Consider the following 1,905-nt stretch of genomic DNA (forward strand, 5'->3'; position numbering starts at 1 on the left):
GATCTTGTCGGCGATCGCCTGGCGCCATGCAGCGAAGATGCCGGCAAGCGCAATCCGGAACTCGGGATCGGCGAGCGAGAGCTCATGCGCCAGATTGTTGAGCGGGCAGCCGCGCACGAAACCTTGCCGTTCCAGTTCCGCCGCCACGGCTTCGAACACCTGACGCACGCCATCACGCGCCGAAGCCGCCGCTTGCACCGGGGCGATCCACGTCTCCTCGACCGCCGCCGCCACACGCTCGTCGATGACCGCCAGCGCCAGCGCCTTCTTCGTCGGGAAATGATGATGCAGCGCGCCGGCGCTGACGCCTGCCGCCGCCATCAGGTCGCCGAGGCTGGAAGCATGATAGCCGCGTGCCTGAAACGCGTCTTCGGCGACGTCGAGCACTTTCCGGCGCATGCCCTCAGGGTCGTTGATGCGTTTGCTTCGGGCTCGCCTTGGCCGGATGTTGAGCTCTGCTGACATTCTCGAAGGATAGCATGTTGACAAAACAGGGCAACCGGTCTGTTTATAAACAGGGTGATCAACCTGTTTGGAGAACGCCGGATGAACCCGACCCCGAATGCCACGCCGAAGCCGGTGGCGCTCGCCTCGCCGATCGTCGAATTGCGCCAGTACACGTTGAAGCCCGGCCGGCGCGAAACGTTGATCGAGATCTTCGACACGGAGTTCATCGAAAACCAGGAAGACGCGGGGATGACCATCATCGGCCAATTCCGTGACCTGGACCGCCCCGACATGTTCGTCTGGATGCGCGGCTTCGACAGCATGGATGCCCGCAAGGACGCTTTGGGCGCGTTCTATGACGGCCCTGTATGGGCCGCACACCGCGATGCCGCCAATGCGACGATGATCGATTCCGACGATGTGTTGCTGCTGCGACCGGCGTGGCCGGGTGCCGGCTTCGATCTGTCGGGGCTGCGCCGACCATCGGCGGCCAAAAGCACAAGCGATCGGAATGGGTTGCCCGGTCTGGTTGAGATTTCGATTCATCATTTGCGGCCGGGCACCGGGGCCGATGTCGCCGGGCGCTTCCGGGCGGAGATGGTTGCGCGGCTTGCCCAGACCGGCGCGCGTCTGCTCGGCGCCTTCGTGACGGAGCCGGCCGCAAACACGTTCCCGCGACTTCCCGTGCGCGCCGGAGAAAACGTCTTCGTCGCCGTTACCGGCTTCCACGACGCCGATGCCCATGCCAACCATAGCCTCGCTGCTTCGTCGGCGTGGCGGGCGCTCATCCAGAGCATGCAAGCCGTCAGCACAAAGCCGGCAGAGACGTTGCGGCTGGTGCCCACGGCCCGATCGCTGTTGAGATGATCAGCGGCCGGTCAACATTTCCGCGATCGCCGAGGCGACAAAGGCCGGGTCCTCCCAGTGCGGATTGTGACCGCAATTTTGCGCCCACACGAGACGGGATCCGGTCAGCGCCTCGGCCAAAGCCTGTTGGTGCGCTTCGCCGAAAAGCGGATCGCAGGCGCCGGCGATGATCAGCGTCCGGACCCGCACCGCCCGTGCCTCGGCTGCCAGGTCGGTCATGCGGACTTCATCGAGAATGCCGCGCCAGCGGGCCGCCGGCATGGCGGAAGCTTCCTTCGCCAGGCCGGCGAGAAAAGGCTGCGGTACCGAGGCCCCACATGCATGCCACCAGGCAAAGAACGGATCGGTTGGCGATATCGGGTCGCGCAAGGCCCGGATGCCGACCGGCAACGGATGGTCCGGCGTGAAGCCGGGCTTCAACGCGCTGGCCAGCACGACCAGGCCACCGACCAGGCCCGGATGCCAAGCGGCCAAGGCAATCGCCACCATGCCGCCCAGAGAATGACCGACGACGACAGGCCGGTCCAACCGCAGGTGCCGGATCAACCCGGCAATGTCCTCGGCGAAATCCGCGACGCAGCAGCCGTCGCC

Annotated in this window: 3 protein-coding genes; 1 reads left to right on the forward strand and 2 read right to left on the reverse strand. The window is 65.6% G+C overall.

Going from position 1 to position 1,905, the window contains the following annotated elements:
- Nucleotides 1-399, reverse strand: a 399-nt coding sequence (locus tag EOA36_RS34580; protein WP_189553517.1) for a TetR/AcrR family transcriptional regulator, incomplete at its 3' end; no start/stop codon positions are given.
- Nucleotides 400-546: 147 nt separating this feature from the next.
- Between EOA36_RS34580 and EOA36_RS34585 the strand changes: the two genes are divergently transcribed.
- Nucleotides 547-1,314 (forward strand): NIPSNAP family protein, encoded by a 768-nt coding sequence (locus tag EOA36_RS34585; protein ID WP_127281151.1) that lies wholly within the window; start codon nucleotides 547-549, stop codon nucleotides 1,312-1,314.
- Here EOA36_RS34585 and EOA36_RS34590 read toward each other — a convergent pair.
- Nucleotides 1,315-1,905, reverse strand: a 591-nt coding sequence (locus EOA36_RS34590; RefSeq protein ID WP_145969483.1) for an alpha/beta hydrolase, incomplete at its 5' end; no start/stop codon positions are given. It abuts the gene before it with no gap.

Source organism: Mesorhizobium sp. M8A.F.Ca.ET.021.01.1.1 (assembly GCF_003998025.1).
Classification (GTDB): domain Bacteria; phylum Pseudomonadota; class Alphaproteobacteria; order Rhizobiales; family Rhizobiaceae; genus Mesorhizobium.

What these genes read in the sequence shown, in the direction of transcription:
- EOA36_RS34585 (WP_127281151.1), top strand. Translation starts at nt 547, where the DNA reads ATGAACCCGACCCCGAATGCCACGCCGAAGCCGGTGGCGCTCGCCTCG.